Origin of the sequence: Hallella bergensis DSM 17361 (assembly GCF_000160535.1) — a bacterium.
Classification (GTDB): Bacteria; Bacteroidota; Bacteroidia; order Bacteroidales; family Bacteroidaceae; genus Prevotella; species Prevotella bergensis.
Window position 1 is genome coordinate 899872 of the sequence record NZ_GG704781.1, and the last position, 18918, is coordinate 918789.

The following is an 18918-nucleotide window of genomic DNA, read 5'->3' on the forward strand; positions in this document are numbered from 1 at the left end:
TCCCAAACTAACAATTGGATTTTAGTTTTATCTTGATGCAAAAATACAAAACAACGTTGAAAACTCGCCGACGCCCCTTGGTTTTTTAACAAAGATTGTATGTTTTTAGCAAAGTCCCATATCTTTCGCTTTTTTCGTCAAAAGCTGCATCAATGGTTCCCGTTCATTAGGCACCACATTGTCGAGTACGGCGTTTTTTAGGGTTTGTTTCAATATTCCCACTTCGCGCGAAGGCTTGAGGTTGAACATCTGCATGATTTCATTACCATCGATGCAGGGTTGCAGTTCCCGAACAAAATCTTTCTTCCTGAGGTCGGCTATCTTCTCCCGCACAAGCCTGAAGTTCTCGAGGAACCGCTGTTTCTTCACCCGATTCTTGCTCGTGATATCAGCTTCGCAGAGCATCATGAGGTCGTCCACGTCGTTTCCGGCATCGTTCACCAATCGCCGCACGGCGCTGTCAGTCACATCCTCGTCGGCAATGGCAATGGGTCGCATGTGCAGATCCACGAGTTTTTGCACATATTTCATCTTCGCGTCCATCGGCAATTTGAGACGTCGAAAAATGCCCGGCACCATCTTGGAGCCCACATAGTTGTGGTTGTGGAAAGTCCATCCAGCCGCATGATCCCAACGTTTGGTTTTGGTCTTGCCGACATCATGAAGCAAGGTGCCCCAGCGCAGCCACAGTTGGTTGGCTTGCAGATGTTCCAAATCGGCCTGCAGGTCTTGGGCCTCCTTGCTATCCGGGGCGTGTTGTGCCAACTCCTTGTTGATTCGCTCCATGCGTTGTTGCTGTGCCTGGCACAGATTGTCCACCACCTCAAGCGTGTGGTAGAAGTTGTTTTTGTGAGCACGTCCGTTTTTGGTCTCCACAACGTCGAGTGCAGTCAGCTCCGGCAAGATGAGGGCAAGCAGTCCACAACGCTGCAAGTCTACAAAACCGCGGCTCGGCTGGTCGGATAGCATGATTTTGTTGAGTTCTGTGTTGATGCGCTCGCCGCTGATAATCTTGATGCGTTCAGCATTTCGTTCCAAAGCTTCGAAAGTCTCGTCCTCAATATAAAACTTCAGCTGGGTGGCAAAACGCACACACCGCATCATGCGTAGCGGGTCGTCTGAGAACGTGATATCGGGGTCGAGCGGTGTGCGGATGATGCCGTCTTCCATGTCGGCAAGCCCGTCGAACGGGTCCACCAATTCGCCAAACCGCTCCCTGTTCAGGCATACGGCCATGGCGTTGATGGTGAAATCGCGCCGGTTTTGGTCGTCCTCGAGCGTGCCGTCTTCCACATGAGGCTTGCGGCTGTCGTGGCTGTAGCTCTCCTTGCGCGCGCCCACAAATTCGACCTCTATTCCGCGGAACTTCACCTGAGCTGTGCCGAAGTTGCGAAAAACAGTTAGGTGTGCCTTTCCGCCTAAGAGTTGCCGGAGTTTTGTGGCCACTTCAATGCCACTCCCAACCACCACGACATCAATGTCATCGGAGGGCCGTTGGAGAAACAGGTCGCGTACGTAGCCTCCAACCACATAGCATTCCATGCTGAGGCTGTCGGCTGCATCGCCTATTTTGTGAAATATATCTTTATCGAGAAGCCTTGCTAAATCGTCGTTGCTGAGTTGTCGCATAATCATTTGGATACATCCTGAAAGATTTGCAAAGATACGAAAAATATTGCATAACAGGGGGTGGCGGATTCAAATTTTTCATTATCTTTGTGTTCATGAAAAAGTTTTTCATTCTGTTTTTTGCAGTAGCCGGCTTGGTGTCCTGCAAGCCTTCGGCCGACGAGAAGGCCGCCCCCGCGATGCAGGCAATAGACTCGCTGTACCAACGCAGGGAGTATCAGAAAACCCTGAATGCCATCAGAGAACTCCGCGAAAACCACCCCAAGGCGGTGGAATCGCGCAAACGTGCCCTGAAATTGTGGCAGGAGGCCTCACTCAAGATGACGCAGGAAGATATTGCCCGAACCGACTCGGCTCTGCAAGCCGCCAACAAGACGTTTGATGCCGCCACAAATATCGGGGAGCGCAACCGCTTGGGCGTTAGGCGCGACTCGCTGCAAGTGCGCTATGACGCGCTGTGCGGAACGGTGCGGGTGATCCACAGGCGGCAGAAGGAGCTTTAGCAATTGCCCTTCGAACATAGCGTTGAAATATTCTTACAAACACCCTCGTAATTTTGGCGAATTTGAAACCAACAGCTTTGGATTTTCAAATACGCCAAAATAGCAGCATTTTCGTAACCAATTGATGCACAGTTGGTTGGAAAAATAAGGCTTTATGGGATGATTTTCAGGCTCGAAAATTGGGTGCGGTTACTATCGAATGGCATCACGATCAAGACTCAAACATATGGCAACTAAGCCTTCCACGCGTCGCGACTAAGGCCTAACCGTAGTGTCAAAGGGGCTTTAAGGCAACCGGCTTATTCACAAAAGACGAAAAGTTGGCCTTTTTAACAGCCGGCGACGGACTTACGGCTTCTGGAACAAGAAATTCGGAAGCACCGTTTTTGGTATAGAAATTTTGACAAAATCAGCTCGTCTTCCCAGTAAACCTGTGCACAACCGTGAGGACCAGAATCGAAACATGGCAAAGGGGTTCCAGGGCGGAACCTTTATTTTTTTCATGATGCAATGTGCGATTTACAATAAAATTCGCTAACTTTGCATATGTTATGGCTAAACCAAATACAGATCAGCAGTTCAAGGACGTGATGGCAGAATGCCGGGAGCTTTTTGCCAAGAAACTTCATGACTATGGAGCCTCTTGGCGTATCCTGCGCCCATCGTCGCTCACCGACCAGCTATTCATCAAGGCCAAGCGCATACGCTCGCTCGAGATAACGGGAAAGTCGCTTGTGGGCGAGGGTATCCGACCTGAGTTTGTGGCACTGGTCAATTATGGCATCGTGGGACTCATCCAGCTGGAACGCGGCTTTGCCGACACGGTGGATGTGACCGTGGATCAGGCCCTGACACTGTATGACGGTCATGCCAAGACTGCCTACGAACTGATGACCAAGAAGAACCACGACTATGGCGAGGCTTGGCGATCAATGCGCGTGAGCAGCTATACCGACCTGATACTGACCAAGATAGAACGAATAAAGGAGTTGGAAGACCTCGGTGGCGACGCCTTGGTGTCGGAAGGGGTGGATGCCAATTACCTCGACATCATCAACTATGCGGTGTTCGGATGCATTAGGCTGAAAGAATAGGTAGACCATGAGCCATAGCCTCTACGGAATCAACAGAAAATGAAAGACCGGTTGTAGATGGACAACAAGGATACACAACAAAGACAAAACCCAGAACAGCAACAGGAATCGCAGGCAACAGTTGGCGGGCAGAATAGCCGCAATGGCAGGCCAAGCAACGGCAGGCGGCGGCTCACGAAGCTCGCCGTGAACGTGTGCCGATTTGTCCTGGGTGTGGTTTTTGTGCTTTCGGGCTATGTGAAAGCTGTCGACCCACTGGGAACTCAATATAAAATACAAGATTACCTGACAGCACTTGACCTTAACAGCATGGTGCCCGACTTTGTAACGCTGGGCACTTCGGTGTTGCTCTCGGCATTAGAGTTCTCGCTGGGCATCTTCATGCTGTTTGCTATACGCCGCCGACTGGTCTCCAAGCTGACACTGCTGTTCATGGGGGTGATGACACTGATCACGATATGGATAGCCGTGGCCAATCCCGTGAGCGACTGCGGATGTTTTGGCGACTTCATTGTGTTGTCGAACATAGAGACGCTGCTCAAGAACGTGGTGCTCTTGGCGTGTGCCGTGGTACTGTGGAAATACCCCTTGAGCATGTATCGGTTCATATCAAGGTCCAACCAGTGGATTGCCTTCAACTTCACGGTGCTGTTCATCATCGCGACGAGTGTCTACAGCCTCTACAAGCTGCCGATATTCGATTTCCGCCCCTATCATGTGGGGGCAAATATCCCCGAGAGTATGGAGATTCCCGAGGATGCGGAGCAGCCACAGTTTGAGACAACATTTGTGATGGAGAAAAACGGCGAGCGCCGGGAGTTTTCGCTGGAAAACTATCCTGACTCCACATGGCAGTTTGTTGACGCGAAGACCGTGCAGACCAAGGAAGGATATGTGCCGACCATCCATGATTTTTCGATACAGACACTCGATGGCGACGACATCACCGAAGAGGTGCTCGCGCGCAAGGGTTATTTGTTCCTGCTCATATCCCCCCACCTGGGAAGAGCCAGCGATACCAATTTCGGCGACATCGACCAAATTTACGAGTATGCACAGGATGAAAAGGTGGCCTTCTACTGCCTCACGGCATCGGGCAAAGAGGAAATAGAACATTGGGAAAACCTCACCGGGGCAGAATATCCTTTCTGCCAGACCGATGAGACCACGCTGAAAACCATCATCAGGAGCAATCCGGGACTGCTGTTGCTCAAGGACGGCACTATCATTCGGAAGTGGAGCCACAACGAGCTGCCCAAGAGCAGCGAGCTGACAGCACAGCTTGGCACACTGAAGATAGGGCAGATGTCTGACGACACGGTGGGCAAGACGCTTGCAAAGGTTTTTCTGTGGTTCTTCCTGCCCCTCATTCTTCTCACTCTGGCCGACCGCACGTGGGACTGGAGTATGCGGCTGAGGCGTAAGACCCGGCTACTAAGTATGAGAAAGCAGAAAAAAGATGCAGACGAGGAAGAGATTCGTCAATAATGATAGATAACGTTTAACAATTAAAAAATAGATGATGAGAAAGAAAATTGTAGCAGGCAACTGGAAAATGAACCTGAACCTGCAGGAAGGTGTGGCACTGGCCAAGGAAATCAATGACATGCTTGCAACCGACAAGCCAAACTGCGACGTGGTAGTCTGCACGCCGTTTATCCATCTGGCCAAGGTGGCCGATGAGCTTGATCAGAGCGTGGTGGGACTGGGTGCCGAAAACTGTGCCGATAAGGAAAAGGGTGCCTATACGGGCGAGGTTTCTGCCGCCATGGTGAAGTCTACCGGTGCTCAGTATGTCATCCTCGGCCATTCAGAGCGTCGCCAATATTATGGTGAGACAGCCGAAATCCTGAAGGAGAAGGTGCAAATGGCTCTGGCCAATGGTCTGAAAATAATCTTCTGCTGTGGCGAGACGCTGGAGGAGCGTGAGGCCAACAAGCAAAACGAGGTGGTGAAGGCTGAGTTGGAAGGTTCTGTGTTTAATCTCTCTGAAGACGAATGGAAGAACATTATCCTGGCATACGAACCCATCTGGGCTATCGGTACAGGCAAGACTGCCACTTCGGATCAAGCCGAGGAGATGCTGGCCTATATCCGCTCGATTGTAGCTGAGAAGTATGGCAAGGATGTTGCCGAGGAAACTTCTATCCTCTATGGCGGTAGCTGCAAGGCAAGCAATGCCCCCGAACTTTTTGCCAAGCCCAATATTGACGGAGGATTGATTGGCGGAGCCTCTCTGAAGGCTGCCGACTTCAAGGGTATCATCGACGCCTGGAAGAAGTAACCCTTCGTGATAGCGTTGAACATAGAACAAGGAGCATGACGCCCTCCCGCTCTTCCCGTCACATGACATGCGTATGTCGGGAAGCGGGAGAGTGAATGCTCGGTGTTCGAGTTCGGAAACATAGCGGTGAAAATGACATGTCATTGCGTCTTTAAAATCAATGACCAGAGTTCAAGATACAATGAGTAGAAAGAAATTAGCAGCATTTGCCATGATCGTCCTGTGCCCCCTGATCAGTGTCCGGGCACAGAACTATATGAATCACCTGAGGCAGGACAAAACCGGGAAAGGGAGTGTAACCGTTACGCAAAGCAAGGCCATTGATGACCTTGTGGATGGCAAGGGTCTGTCGCCCGTCGGTTCAGCTGCGAAAAAGCCTGATGTCAGGACAAATGAAACGAAGAAATCCCGGACGGATGCCCTGACCGCCGGTAAAACCCCTGCAGAGCTGACCAACACTCATTCGGTGGCGGCTAAGGCCGAAGCAGCCCGCAAGGAGGCTGAAACTCGGATGCGGGAGACTGAAAAGAATGAAAGAAACGAAACTGAGATAGAGGCTCCCGTGGCCGACATGCGCAAGAAAGTGATGCGCCGTAGCCGAAAGGTGCCGGGCTATCGGGTACAGGCATTTGCCGGAGGCAACACCCGCAACGACAAGCAGAGGGCTCAGCAGGTGGGCAATGCCATTAAAATGAGGTATCCCGAACAGCCTGTATATGTGCATTTCTATTCGCCAAGGTGGATATGCCGCGTCGGAAACTTCAGAGCCTATCAGGAGGCACAGCAGTTCTTGAAGCAGGTGAAGGCAATGGGATATGGTGCCGCGACGATAGTCAAGGGCCAGATCACAGTACAGTATTAACATGCCACAGCAAATGGCAGACAACACAATACATTATATATCATACATCAATCACCATATAGCAGATGAATCCTGAAACAGAATTCCGTGAAGGATTAGACGAACTGGCAGTTCATTACAAGGAGGTTTTAAGACTTTTGGGCGAAGACCCGGAGCGCGAGGGGCTTGTGAAAACGCCGCTGCGCATGGCCAAAGCCATGCAAACACTGACTCGTGGTTATCATCAGGATGCGCACAAAGTGCTGACAGATGCACTGTTCAAGGAGGATTACAACCAGATGGTGATTGTGAAAGACATCGGTTTTTATTCTATGTGCGAGCATCATCTGCTGCCATTTTATGGCAAAGTGCATGTGGCTTATATTCCCAATGGGTATATTACGGGGCTTAGCAAGATAGCCCGCGTGGTGGACATCTTTACCCATAGGCTGCAGGTTCAGGAGCGGCTTACCCAGCAAATCAAAGATTGCATACAGGAAACACTAAAACCCCTCGGGGTGATGGTGGTGATCGAGGCGCAGCATTTGTGCATGCAGATGCGTGGTGTGGAAAAGCAAAACTCCATAACAACTACGTCTGATTTCAGCGGAGCATTCAAACAGGCCGTGACTCGCGCGGAATTTATGAACCTAATACATCAAAAATAAGACATGAAGAGAATTCTAACCATCTTTTTGTTCGTTGCAGTAGTGTGTGGCATGAGCTCATGCCTGAACAGTGACGACAACGAAAAGGAGCTGACGCAGGAGCAAATGCGTGCGGCCATGAATGAGTTAAGTGGTACATATGAAGGTTATATGGTGTATGCATCAAACCTGATAGACGTACCCGACACAGTGAAAAACATGCAATGGACAATAGACTCCGTGCTGACGATCAAGGCTTTCCCACTAAGCGTTTTGGCCAAAAGCCTATCTGCATCGGCTGACGACACCTTTAAGGCAGACGTGAAAGCTCTGTCCGAAAAGGATTTGAAGTGCTACTTGGGCTTCTACGATGTGGGGGAGAAAGGCCATACCATGAACGTGGTTCCACTTGCATTGGAGTTTAGTGCAAGGACAGGCGACAAGGCCCGCAACTGCAAGGTGCTGTTCCTAAGTCATAATGACAAATCTGTTGCGATTTATCAGAAGTCAAGCAAGCACTTTGAATTCATGATGAACACGTATGGACTTTACCTTGATGACGTCTTGCAGGACAACGGATTGTTCAACCGTACCTATTTTAAATTTGTGTCAACCTCAAAGCATTAAGTCTATGAAATTTGTTTCTTGGAACGTTAACGGTCTTCGAGCTTGTGTGAAACCCAAGGTCGATGCTGAGGGAAATGTGATCAGCAAAGGCTTTGAGGCATACTTTAATGAACTGGATGCCGACTTCTTCTGCTTGCAGGAGACCAAGATGCAGGCTGGACAGTTGGACCTGCAATTTAATGGATACCGGTCGTATTGGAACTATGCGGAGCGAAAAGGCTATAGCGGAACGGCTATTTATACCAAGCACGAGCCAATGAATGTAGCCTGTGGCATGGGTATCGAAGAACACGACAACGAGGGACGCGTGATAACACTGGAATACCCGGAGTTCTATCTCGTCAACGTCTATACACCGAACTCGCAGGAATCCCTGCCCGGTGAGGTGAAACCCAAGCGCTTGGGGTATCGGATGAAATGGGAGGAGGATTTCAGGGCATATATCAAAAGGCTGAATGAAACCAAGCCAGTTATCGTGTGTGGCGACCTGAATGTAGCCCATCAGGAAATCGATATCAAGAATGCCAAGACCAATCGCAACAATGCGGGCTTCACTGATGAAGAACGCGAAAAGATGACCATTTTACTTGACAATGGATTTATCGATACCTTCCGGACGATGTATCCTGAACAAGTAATCTACAGTTGGTGGAGCTACCGCTTTCGTGCCCGCGAGAGAAATACCGGGTGGCGCATCGACTATTTCCTCGTGTCAGAACGGTTGAGAAACCAGATTGTTGATGCAAGGATACATACAGAGATATATGGAAGTGATCATTGCCCGGTGGAACTGGAACTGAATCTGTAATGTTCCAGTGCATGGCCGGCAGGTCATTGGCCTGACAAGCAAAAGCCCGCGTTCTCACGAATGCGGGCTTTTATTCTTTGTTTAGTAGCGAATAATTGTATTGTTATTGTAAGAGAGAATTAATTTCCGAGAGCGGTCGCTTTTCCTGCGTGCCGTCCTGATTGGTCACCATGAAGTAGTCGAATCTCGACTTTCCACCGTGATAAGCAATGATTGCCACGCCTCCGCTGCGAAGTTGCAGGGTGAAATAGCCTTCACGCTTGCCGTTTACATATTTACCATGGAGCTTTTCCTTCCCATTGACATAGTAGGTCGTTACTTTTCCATCGAGAATCGTATTCTTGTCATTACCCAAATCGATGAAACTATAACCGCCTTCTGCTTTCAATGTGCCGTCCATATAATAGTCTGTAAAGACATCTTCCTTGTCCATACCCTTGCCTTGAGAAAGTAAAAGGCGGTAGTAAGAAGCTTGTTTCGCATTCGTTACCGAGGTTTGGTCGGCTGCATAATAGATGGTATCAGCAACGATTGTTGCGTTTTCACTAACACGTTTGCGACCATAGCTTGAAACGGTCAGCAACAGCATAACTGAAATAAGAACAATATTTTTCATTTTTATGTCCTCTTGTAATAAGTTGTTTAAATTAATTGTGCTGCAAAGGTACACATAATATATCGGCAAAACCAATTATTTAACAGTATTTTATAATTATATTTCATCTGAAAATCTACTGTTTTTAAACTATAGCTTATAATTTGAAAGATTAATAAAAAACAGGCTAAATCTATCAAAACGTAAGCTACAAACCACCATGCGTCGTATTATACCTCAAACAAATTGACTAAATGACACCATTTAATTGACTTCTATAAGTATCACCTCATGATTTTTTGCTCAAAACCAAGGGTAGCTTAGAGTTTATTTGTAAATATAAAAGAAATATTATACAAATGGAATCATGACCTCATTTATAGTTATCAAAATGCCAGAAAACATCTATTTTGCAGAACACAAAGCAACGTTTGCAGCCGAAATTCGTACGGTTGCGATTCAGAATCAACTGTGTTAAGCTGAGGAGATGAGCGTAGGGATGACCGCAGATTATTCTTTCCGTGGCATTTTGATATCATTGAGTGTCGTTCCTTGAGCAAATACATCAAGGTCTACAGGTGTTTCTATACCGTCGATGATACCCTGGTCAGAATGTTGCCATATATTATGGTTTCCTGCTCCGCTCACCACAGGCTCATGTACGTTGTATCTGGCCAGGAACAAATGGTAGTTGTTGAAACGCGGGGCAAGATTATCGTTGTAGAATCTTGCGTATGCATATATAACAGGCTTGCAATAATAGTGCTGCTCTATCAAGCTAATCATCTTGGCCAGACTGTCTTGTATTTCTTGCTTTGACCACCTGTTTACGCCTTCCTGTTCAATATCGATCATCGGGATAATGTCCTGATGCTTGCGATTCACGACGCCATAAAAGTTTCTAAACTGCTCGACAACACTACTTTGAGACGTCATGTAATGGTATGACCCTACGGGAATTCCAGCTTCCCGAGCCCCTTTCATGTTTTGTAGATAGTTCTTGTCGACCAGCGTGCGACCCTCGGTGGCTTTGATATATACAAATCTTACGCACGAGTCCTGCCCCACCCGATTCCAGTCGATAGTACCCTGGTGGTGCGAAACATCAATACCGTCATAGTCGAGCCTCAGGTGTGCGTTGTCAGTCCGAAAGGAACGAATGCCGCCTCCCAACTCCGTCCCATAGGGTGTAAACTTTAAGAACAGGTTCGGGGCAATCAACACCGTGATGATCAGCAACAGAGCCAGAATCAGAAAGAGTATCAATGCTGTGTTGCGAACTGCTTTCCATCGTTTAAGTCTCTTCGCCCTGATCTTGCGTTTCAAGTGTTCCTCATAGCTATGCCGGTACCTGTGATGGTGCCGGTAGCCTTCAGCATCCTCATGTCTGTGGCGCGGGTGCCCTTCCGCCGGACTTGTCGGAGGACCTGACTTGAGCTCATCCCTGCTGTCTTCTGTGTTCGTATTCTGCCGACTGTTCATTGGCTGTACTTCTATCTATATTGTATGGGCGTGTAAATTCTTACGCAGACGGGTTGCCCATTCAATTTACCAGGGGTAAATTTCGGCATTCCCCGCACAAGACTTGCAGCATGTCGGTCAAGGACAGGGTTCAAGGAACCAACCACCCGGATATCCCCTACTCCGCCGTCCTGGTCTACAACAAACGAAACCATGACTTTTCCGCCTTCCGATTCAGCAGGAGGTGCAACGTTGGCAAGGTATGATTTCAACCCCTCGTTGCCTCCCCTGAACACCGGCATGGTGTCTACGGTTTTATACACTGGCTCACCTCTCCATGTTTCCAGCGGAGCAATGTATTCCGGATTAGGCTTGAGCGTGGGTTTCTCAACCAGCCTGCGCGCACTTTTAGTGATGAGATAACGCACGTTTTCATAAGGCATGAAAACATCGTAGCCCAATGTGGTTTGATCGGTTTTGCAGGAGATATGCAAGCCCAAAGTCTTGCCCTCTTCCTCAAACCAGGCACCCTCGATACTGGCCGACCTGATATCGCCATAGTCTTGCTCATCCAGAGGCGCAAACACGGTATCAAAAAACTCCTGCTCCACGTATCCGTCCTGAATCCGTTTCTGTTTGATCACCATGTCCGGAGACATCACCTGTTGTCGCCCGATGTCGTATACAAAATATCGTGTTTCCTTCCTCGGCTTTATCCGAGACAGCTTTTCAGGCTTGGCCTCATAGCTGACCACATAAGCTATCCACTTGCCGGGACAGTGGTTCTTGACGCGTGCCGATGCCGTGATGTAGCAATAGCGGCGGTCGTCGGGCAACTCTTTGAATTGTTCTGTCACGGGTTGTCCGTGCTTGACTTTAAGCGCATGGTATGCCGAGTCAAAGTTCGCAGTGTCTTCGCCAAAGAGAAACTTCGCCATATAGGCTTGCAGCGACTTGGGGCGCTCGTAATTCAGAGCCTCCGGCCATTCTATGTCCGTGTCGATCACATTCAGGTCGTCTCCGTTTTTCAAATACCAATGGTCCCTCACATACCTCATGGCATATTGCTGTGACGTGTTGTCCAATACCTGTCCGAACAGGGCGATCGGCAGGAGGAAGAGTACAAGCAAAGCCTTTCTCATGTCCATGCCTATTGATCTGTTATGAGTCTGCCTGTAAACGTTATAGACTCCCGATCTGTAGGCGTAACGTCGAGGCTCACATTGCCGTTGGTAAAGATGTCCAAGCCGTAGGTTATGTAGTCCATATTGTTCCTGGTCTTCAGTTTGATGTGCATTTTCTTCTTCTTGGTCCATCCTGCGCGAAAGTCAGTAATGGCACTTTTGAAATCCAGCGGACTACGGGATTGATTGGCGATATCAGCACGGTAAGCCACTCCAAAATATGGCAGGAAACTCACAATCGTGTCTCCCTGCACCCGCACGATGTACTCCGAGGTGAGAAAGCGAGGTTGCAACTTCCTGGGTGTCACATAATTAATCTCCACGGTGAAACTACGATTGTGCACCGAGTCGGTTATTTGCCTGTAAGCCTGCTGTTCTTCAGCCTCTCTCTGATCTTTTGTCTTGGTTGTGGCACATGCCATCAGGCAGCATGCAGCAACCAGTATTCCCAACACATGTTTCATATCAGCACATTTATGATGCTAATTTACTATATTTTTCTGTAAACTCATTGTGTTTAGTTCTTTTTAATAATTGCAATGGTTCTTGCAATTGTTCAGCATCAGTCGCACTTGTCACTATACGAACTTGTTTCTTGAATCTCTCAAATCCGGAACCAAGCGATCACCATAAGCTGCTTGGAATTTCATAATCTACCGGAGCATTTTTCGATAGATCTATTCGGTAAATATCCTGTGTATTTTTATTGACAAACGCCCTGAAATGCTTTGAGTATTTTCAAAAAAGTTAGTCTCGGCCCGAAATTCGAGAAATTTGCGCCTGTTTATCAACAGGCTGTCAATCTGCGAATTACAAAATATCGTGCTGCGATTCCAGTTTCATCGGCCGCGATCGCATATGGAATGGCATGACGATTGAGGCTTAATCGTCCTGCGACGAAGGCTCCGCGGCATGACCACAAAGCCCGCACCGCAGTGCCGTTAGAACCTAACGACACCGCAGTCTCGGACAGTCCCACCCTTCCCACCTGTTTGCAGCCTTCAAAAGGTGGCGCGTTTGGCTCTGGTTGGCACGGTTGGAAGCCGTCAGAATTTGGTTAATGTCTTTTACAAACAGATAGGACTCCTCACCGGAACTGAAATGTATATCGATCTCTTATAGTCCGGCAGACTGTTCGTTGATCGTCAAATAGTAACACAGTGCCCAATCCTGATCATTTGCGTAATCGTCGTAGTAGGTTCCTTTTTCCATTTACATACGACGTGTAGATAGTTTAGCTGATGCCCGTTGAAGGATTTATTCGCGGGTAAATGAACGTTGCTCTCACAAGTTTAAGTTTATAATATTGAATTCTCAAAAAGTGAACATATTTGAAAACAGGATGCTCACAATTCATCACCGGCATGAAGGATGAACCATTTCGTAACATCGTTTGCAAAACATTTCGATAGAATACCGCGGAGGCGGAAATCCCTCTCTTCGTGATAAGGAGTATCGCGAACAAGCAAAAAACTACCCCGAGCCACGCTGGGCGGATCCGACACCTGCTTATGGACTTTACGCACGCCATGTTGACGGACTATATGTAAACAATGTCCATTTCCGCACCTTGTCTCCAGACCGTCGCCACATGATGATTCTTGACGACGTGAAGAATGAGAACATTGTAAATATCTCAGGACCAGTTGAAAAAGGATCAAAAAGAATGCTTGTCAGGAATTAATATAGCGACAAATGCGTATTATGACGGTGGCTGTTTGGCTGCCTGAACTGAAAGGGCATAGATGATAGTTAAACAAAAAGCTTCAGACCTTGGTCTGAAGCTTTAGATTAAAACAAGTAGTCGGTACGGGACTCGAACCCGTGTGGCAAGAATGAGAATCTTGAATCCTAACCGCTAGATGAACCGACCAAGAAAAGTTATATCCTTGCGGAAGCGGGGGGATTCGAACCCCCGGTACGGTAACCCGCACGTCAGTTTAGCAAACTGGTGGTTTCAGCCACTCACCCACACTTCCTTTGCAGGGATTGTAAACCTTTAGGACATTCTTTTCAAATGCGATTGCAAAGATAATGTATTATTTTTACATTGCCAAACTTTTCTCACTTTTTTCAATTCAAAAAAATCCACTACCGTTTTTTGGACCATATCTGCTCGAAAAAAAGTTCAAAAAGCCATTCAGCTCTATTTTGTTTTATTGCCGCCCGCTAAAACCTTCAAATGTTTTAGCGAGCAGCTGTATTTCATTTACAAGTCGAACGGTTGCGGAGAGTTACCAACATGTGCTTAAACTTGAATGTCGGTATTTACGTTCTTACTGCCATAGACTGCGTAGACAAACATGTAGATGAAAGCCACCAACGGTATGAGATAGCTAAGCATATAAGACGATCTGTCAGCAACATAGTTTTGCAGCAAGGGCAAGACACCGCCGCCAACCACCATCATCATGAAAATTCCCGACCCGGCATTGCTGTATTTGCCCAAGCCCTCAGTGGCAAGGTTGAAAATGCAAGGCCACAGCACACTGGTGCAAAGGCCACAGCATACCAAGAAAGGTACAGCAATAGGCACGTATGCTGTGAAGAACGAGGTTCCATCAAACACATACATGTCAATACGCGAGCTGTTACCAAAAAAAATAGCACAGGTAAGGAGAACAATTCCCATCGCGGTCATGACTGTCATCATGCTCTTGCTTGATACCTTTTTAGCAATGAATCCTGCTATAAATCGTCCTACCAACATCAAGAACCAATAAGTTCCTGCAACACAGCCTGCAACAGCCGCAGCCTGACTCAAGCCAGCTCCGCCGCCCTTGAGTGTGGTGTCTGAGATATAGAATATCAGTGTACTCGGAATACCAACCTCACAGCCTACATAAACAAAAATGGCCAAGGTGCCTAACTTGAAATGACGGAATGACCATGGCGAATGTTCAAAGACGGTCGTGTCGGTGACTTTAGCCGCCTGTGGGTCTTCAATGGGAACAAAAAACAGTATAGCAAACGCAACTGCAAACACACCCATGGCGATAAACAATACCGGATTAACATCCACAATAAGTGTCTGTGCCGTTACGGTTCCGATCAAAGAACCAACCAACATCGGCGTGAGTGTACCGGATAACGAGTTCAATGTTCCTCCGATGAGAATCAACTGATTTCCCCGGTTGCCTCCACCACCCAGTAAATTGAGCATGGGGTTGACCACCGTGTTGAGCACACATACTGCAACTCCCGAAACAAAAGCACCCATCAGATAAACAGAAAAGCCACTGATATCAAGACTAAAGAAGCCCGAAAGATACTGCATGAAAATACCAACGAAACCTGCAGTGACTCCAACTAAGGCTGTTTTCTTGTAGCCTAATTTCACCAGCAGTTTCCCCGCCGGGATACCCATAAACAGATAAGCCAGGAAGTTCATGGCATTACCCAGTATTCCTATTGTATTTGCATTCTCTGACCCTGCAAAGGCATTCTTCCAAATGATACCTATAGGAGCCGCAAGGTTAGTAACAAACGCAATCATAGCAAACAGAAACATCATTACAATGATTGCAAGATAATTTTTCTTCATTGGTTGTATTAAGATTTAGGTGTTGATAATAGGTGGGAGCATACACACTCCCACCCGGAATTTAGAGTTTTCTTATATGAGTTTTACAGAGGTTTGTATTCCACAAATGCCTCCATTGCCTCATAGCATGCCAAGCCCAGCTTGTCGTAAAGTTCTGCCGTTCCACGGTTGCGGTCTTCAGCACGTTGCCAGAAAAGACGCTCATCGTTCCCCAAGAACGGTGCACTTTCCATTTGCGACTGATGCTTCAAAATGGAATTTCGCTTGTTTCTCAGCTCTTCCGGACTCATGGGTACACACATCTCTATGTTTTCCATTTCCCATTCAGCCCAGGCGCCTCTGTACATCCAAATACGGCAGTCTTTGAGCCATTCAGCCTTGTCATCTTTCTCCAAGTTTATGGCAGCCAATACCGCATCGGTACATTTCCTATGGGTACCGTGAGGATCGGCCAAGTCGCCAGCAACATAAATCTGGTGAGGCTTAATGGTCTGCAACAGTTGTCTTACGATTTCCACGTCCTTCACTGTCATCGGCAGCTTTTCAATCTTGCCGCTTTCATAAAAGGGCAGGTTGAGGAAGTGAACATGATCCAGCGGAATTTTGTTGTATAAGCAGGCTATGCGAGCCTCGCCGCGACGAATGAGTCCCTTCACGGCCAGTACATCCCGGCTGTCGGTTTCTCCTTCTTTCTTCGAAGCGATGAAATCTCTGATTTCTTCAATCTTGTCAGAGGCAGCCTTGTCATTGGCGTTCGTGAAAAGTTTGTTGAAGCCCTTGACAAAGTGTGTGAATCTTACCACCTCCTCATCCCCGACAGCAATATTGCCACTGGTTTCATAAGCAATGTGCACATCATGTTTCTGGTTCACCAAGCGCTGAATCGTTCCACCCATGGAGATCACGTCGTCATCTGGATGGGGGGAGAAAACAAGAACACGCTTAGGATATGGAGTGGCTCTCTCCGGGCGATAGGTATCGTCCGCATTGGGTTTTCCACCCGGCCAGCCCGTAATGGTGTGCTGCAAGTCGTTGAATATCTTTATATTCGCATTGTATGCCGACCCATAAAGAGCGAGAAGTTCACTAAGCCCGTTCTCATTATAGTCTTTGTTGGTGAGCTTCAGGATAGGCTTTTGCGTGATGCTACAAAGCCATATAAGCGCCGACCTAACCAGCTTGTCTGTCCAGCTGCACGATGTAACCAGCCACGGCAATTTGATTCGGGTGAGTTGCGAAGCACCCGGCAGGTCGACAACCAATCTGACATGATTGTGAGACTGCAAGAACGAAGCTGGTACTGCCTCCGTCATTTTGCCCTCGGTTATATCCCGGATAATCATCGATTTCTCGTCTCCCCAAGCGGCAATATAGATATTGTTGGCTTTGAGAATGGTAGCTATACCCATGGTGATACAACATGGTGGAACCTGGTCGTTGCTGCCAAAACTCCTGGCCATCTCCGCTCTCAACAGGTCATCCGTAAGAATGACACGCGAGATTGAGGCAGAACTGGACCCTGGCTCATTGGCTGCGATATTTCCTGTCCGGCCTATGCCAAAAAGCGCAATGTCTATCCCACCTAATTTATCGATGTGCTCTTCATATTGCCTGCAATGTTCAGAAACCGAATCCTGACTTATCTTGCCGTCTAAAGAGAATACATTCTCTTTCTCAACATCAATCCGGTCAAGAAACACTTTTTTTAGTTGGGAGATACAGGTGCTGCTACTCTCTGATGTGAGCGGATAATATTCATATCCGTTAAACACAACCACGTTTTTAAAGCTCAGGCCGGCCTGATGACGGCGTATCAATTCTTCATAGATAGGTATCAAAGAGGTACCCGTACCCAAAGCCATAACACAAGGCTTTTTCTCCTGCTCCTTGGCGCGGATCACTTTTTCTATCCCGTCGGCTATGGAGTTTGCCCCTTCACTGATCGATGCGAAAACATCGGTCGGTACCCGCTCCATGCGGGTAATCTGCGACCGATCAAGAATGTTTTTAAATTGATACAGATTTCTGGGAACTTTATTGAAAACGATTTGAGAACTTAAATTGAGTCTTACCATGCTTTCGCTTTTATTTATTAAATTCTTTAATACTAGGGGCTGCTTACAAAGCACTACGTTCAATATCCTTGAAATACTTGTATGTGCTAACCTTCAGTTCATCTACGGCACCTTCCTCCGTCACAATGATTCCGTGACGATGCATTTGCAAAGCACTGATGGTCCATTGCTGAGTAACCGGACCCTCCACAGCTGCTTTCAGAGCCAGCGATTTGGCATGGCCGTTGCAGAGAATAAGCACCTCCTTGGCATCCATCACAGTACCCACACCTACCGTCAATGCCTTGCCGGGCACTTCTGCGGGGTTGTTGTTAAAGAATCTTGAATTGGCAATCAGTGTGTCTGTTGTCAGCGTCTTGATTCTTGTGCGTGAGGTTAGTGAAGAAAAGGGTTCATTGAAGGCAATGTGACCGTCAGGACCAATACCTCCGATAAAGAGGTCGATGCCTCCACAAGCCTTGATTTTCTCTTCATACTCCCGGCATTCCTTTTCCAAGTCGTCAGCATTTCCATTGAGTATGTGAATGTTTTCTTTCGGACAGTCAATGTGGTCGAAAAGATTTGTTTGCATGAAAGAATGATAGCTCTGGGGATGAGACTCCGGCAAACCAACATATTCGTCCATGTTGAATGTCTTTACATTCTTGAAAGAAACCCGTCCGCTGCGCACAGCCTCTATGAGTTCAGCATACATTCCTTCCGGCGTGGAACCAGTAGGCAATCCAAGCACAAAAGGCTTCTCTGCTGTCGGATGAGCCGAATTGATTTTTTCAATAACATAATTGGCTGCCCATTTGGACATTGCTTCGTAATTCGAATTAATAATGACCCTCATAATACTAAAAATTTATTATATGAATACTCTGAAAAATAATGGACAAAGGTACAAAAATATTCGCTGTGCTAATTTTTTTTTATTTTTTTTCACACAGGGGCAGATTGCACCTCCGCTGGTTATATACCATGCTCCATGGGTTCAAATTTCAGCCTTCCGAAAAAATCCGGACGGTGAAAATCTGGCTTTTCTATCTCGATGGGATTCCATGACAGGAAGTGGGGTTTCGACAGGGCATCTCCACATTTGTAGAAATTGGCGCGAAGAATTCGTCCGTCCAAGGATTCTATAGCGTGTCTAAAAAATGTTTTCAGCGGAACAATCAGTGCCAACTGCCATCTGCAGGTTCCTATTTGCTCTTCGAAAGTCTCGCGACCCAACGAAGACCAACGATCTACGCCGTTCAAGATTTCCTGCGGAGCCAGCACACGGTCTTCCCGCCCTTGGCCATAGCCCACCAGGAGGGTTCCCGCACAATTACACTCTATATTATAATAGACATCATCATCGGCCGGTTGCAAAAAAAACTCACAGCACGAATCTTCCCACACGTGTCCGTTATCGTTGGGCGCAACAGCACGCACACTGTCTTCTTCCACACCATAATGCAGGTATATCGCCTCATCATCGTAGGCCATCCGAAAGGTTACATGAGGCGTATATGGATACTCAGATGCCCAGTTGGCATTTGATATAGCCTGATAGTCTACCCCCAGCGCATCCAATGCCGCAGGGACATCGGCTGCCGAGGCCGGTCGTTGGCTTATTTTTTTTATTGTTAATTGTTTCAT

18 protein-coding genes and 2 tRNA genes are annotated in these 18918 nt (G+C 47.5%); 9 read left to right on the forward strand and 11 right to left on the reverse strand.

Annotated features, from left to right (window positions below; all coding sequences use genetic code 11):
* Nucleotides 1–105: 105 nt before the first annotated feature.
* Complete coding sequence (locus HMPREF0645_RS07600) at nt 106–1629, reverse strand: CCA tRNA nucleotidyltransferase (RefSeq protein WP_044123463.1); 1524 nt, start codon at nt 1627–1629, stop codon at nt 106–108.
* Nucleotides 1630–1724: 95 nt separating this feature from the next.
* Here HMPREF0645_RS07600 and HMPREF0645_RS07605 point away from each other — a divergent pair, with 95 nt between their 5' ends.
* The 8 genes from HMPREF0645_RS07605 to xth all read left to right on the forward strand — a co-directional run bounded on the left by HMPREF0645_RS07605 (nt 1725) and on the right by xth (nt 8433).
* A complete protein-coding gene (locus HMPREF0645_RS07605; RefSeq protein ID WP_044123464.1) occupies nt 1725–2132 on the forward strand; it encodes a hypothetical protein in 408 nt (135 codons plus the stop codon).
* Between the two features lie 551 nt (nt 2133–2683).
* Complete coding sequence (locus tag HMPREF0645_RS07610) at nt 2684–3226, forward strand: DUF1599 domain-containing protein (protein ID WP_007174367.1); 543 nt, start codon at nt 2684–2686, stop codon at nt 3224–3226.
* Nucleotides 3227–3283: 57 nt separating this feature from the next.
* Complete coding sequence (locus tag HMPREF0645_RS14215) at nt 3284–4714, forward strand: BT_3928 family protein (protein ID WP_007174368.1); 1431 nt, start codon at nt 3284–3286, stop codon at nt 4712–4714.
* A 31-nt stretch (nt 4715–4745) separates the two neighbouring features.
* Complete coding sequence (gene tpiA, locus HMPREF0645_RS14220; RefSeq protein ID WP_007174369.1) at nt 4746–5510, forward strand: triose-phosphate isomerase; 765 nt, start codon at nt 4746–4748, stop codon at nt 5508–5510.
* Between the two features lie 181 nt (nt 5511–5691).
* Entirely contained in the window at nt 5692–6372 is a 681-nt protein-coding gene (locus HMPREF0645_RS07625) for an SPOR domain-containing protein (protein ID WP_052300838.1), read from the forward strand.
* Nucleotides 6373–6437: 65 nt separating this feature from the next.
* Nucleotides 6438–7019, forward strand: coding sequence for a GTP cyclohydrolase I FolE (gene folE / locus HMPREF0645_RS07630; protein WP_007174371.1), 582 nt, complete (start codon nt 6438–6440; stop codon nt 7017–7019).
* Nucleotides 7020–7022: 3 nt separating this feature from the next.
* Nucleotides 7023–7625, forward strand: a complete 603-nt coding sequence (locus HMPREF0645_RS07635) for a DUF4840 domain-containing protein (protein WP_007174372.1) — start codon at nt 7023–7025, stop codon at nt 7623–7625.
* A 4-nt stretch (nt 7626–7629) separates the two neighbouring features.
* The gene (gene xth / locus HMPREF0645_RS07640; RefSeq protein ID WP_007174373.1) at nt 7630–8433 is read left to right on the forward strand and encodes an exodeoxyribonuclease III; all 804 of its coding nucleotides are present in this window, start codon (nt 7630–7632) and stop codon (nt 8431–8433) included.
* 103 nt (nt 8434–8536) lie between these two features.
* Here xth and HMPREF0645_RS07645 read toward each other — a convergent pair whose 3' ends face one another.
* From HMPREF0645_RS07645 to HMPREF0645_RS07660, 4 genes are all read right to left on the reverse strand, one after another.
* Nucleotides 8537–9049 (reverse strand): toxin-antitoxin system YwqK family antitoxin, encoded by a 513-nt coding sequence (locus HMPREF0645_RS07645; protein ID WP_007174374.1) that lies wholly within the window; start codon nt 9047–9049, stop codon nt 8537–8539.
* A gap of 489 nt (nt 9050–9538) precedes the next feature.
* A complete protein-coding gene (locus HMPREF0645_RS07650; RefSeq protein WP_007174375.1) occupies nt 9539–10510 on the reverse strand; it encodes a glycoside hydrolase family 25 protein in 972 nt (323 codons plus the stop codon).
* 11 nt (nt 10511–10521) lie between these two features.
* Nucleotides 10522–11637 (reverse strand): energy transducer TonB, encoded by a 1116-nt coding sequence (locus HMPREF0645_RS07655; RefSeq protein ID WP_007174376.1) that lies wholly within the window; start codon nt 11635–11637, stop codon nt 10522–10524.
* Nucleotides 11638–11639: 2 nt separating this feature from the next.
* Nucleotides 11640–12137: a DUF4251 domain-containing protein gene (locus tag HMPREF0645_RS07660; RefSeq protein WP_007174377.1), complete on the reverse strand. Its 498-nt coding sequence runs from the start codon at nt 12135–12137 to the stop codon at nt 11640–11642.
* A gap of 929 nt (nt 12138–13066) precedes the next feature.
* On the opposite strand from HMPREF0645_RS07660, the gene HMPREF0645_RS07665 reads away from it, so the two are divergent.
* Nucleotides 13067–13357, forward strand: coding sequence for a hypothetical protein (locus HMPREF0645_RS07665; RefSeq protein ID WP_007174378.1), 291 nt, complete (start codon nt 13067–13069; stop codon nt 13355–13357).
* A gap of 117 nt (nt 13358–13474) precedes the next feature.
* Here the strand turns inward: HMPREF0645_RS07665 and HMPREF0645_RS07670 are convergent.
* The 6 genes from HMPREF0645_RS07670 to HMPREF0645_RS07695 all read right to left on the reverse strand — a co-directional run bounded on the left by HMPREF0645_RS07670 (nt 13475) and on the right by HMPREF0645_RS07695 (nt 18918).
* Nucleotides 13475–13546, reverse strand: a tRNA-Glu gene (locus HMPREF0645_RS07670).
* Nucleotides 13547–13565: 19 nt separating this feature from the next.
* Nucleotides 13566–13652, reverse strand: a tRNA-Ser gene (locus HMPREF0645_RS07675).
* A 269-nt stretch (nt 13653–13921) separates the two neighbouring features.
* Complete coding sequence (locus HMPREF0645_RS07680) at nt 13922–15217, reverse strand: MFS transporter (protein WP_007174379.1); 1296 nt, start codon at nt 15215–15217, stop codon at nt 13922–13924.
* 83 nt (nt 15218–15300) lie between these two features.
* Nucleotides 15301–17292, reverse strand: a complete 1992-nt coding sequence (locus HMPREF0645_RS07685) for a glucosamine-6-phosphate deaminase (RefSeq protein WP_044123375.1) — start codon at nt 17290–17292, stop codon at nt 15301–15303.
* Nucleotides 17293–17335: 43 nt separating this feature from the next.
* Complete coding sequence (gene nagB, locus HMPREF0645_RS07690) at nt 17336–18127, reverse strand: glucosamine-6-phosphate deaminase (RefSeq protein WP_007174381.1); 792 nt, start codon at nt 18125–18127, stop codon at nt 17336–17338.
* Nucleotides 18128–18246: 119 nt separating this feature from the next.
* Complete coding sequence (locus HMPREF0645_RS07695) at nt 18247–18918, reverse strand: carbohydrate-binding family 9-like protein (protein WP_007174382.1); 672 nt, start codon at nt 18916–18918, stop codon at nt 18247–18249.